At 67.9% G+C, this 290-nt stretch carries 1 protein-coding gene; it reads left to right on the forward strand.

What is annotated here, in order from left to right; genetic code table 11:
• The coding region (locus EN852_RS39600; protein WP_135879959.1) for an HIT family protein at nt 1–290 on the forward strand (290 nt) is incomplete at both ends.

Genomic DNA, 290 nt, shown 5'->3' on the forward strand with positions numbered 1-290 from the left:
CCCGGCTGGAGGCGGACAGCGAGCAGCTCATGTGGCTTGGCCTTTGCGAGCTCAGGCTGATGAACGACCGCCGCTGGCCGTGGCTGGTGCTGGTGCCCCAACGGCCCGGCGTGGAGGAGATCCACGAAATGACGCCGCTCGACCAGGCGATGCTGACCTTCGAGACCAATATGGTGGCGCAGGCCCTGAAGCGGGCGACCGGCTGCACCAAGATCAACACCGGCGCGCTCGGCAACATCGTGCGTCAGCTGCACGTCCATGTCGTCGCCCGCTCCGAGGGCGATCCCGGC

Source organism: Mesorhizobium sp. M2E.F.Ca.ET.209.01.1.1 (assembly GCF_004010375.2).
Classification (GTDB): domain Bacteria; phylum Pseudomonadota; class Alphaproteobacteria; order Rhizobiales; family Rhizobiaceae; genus Mesorhizobium.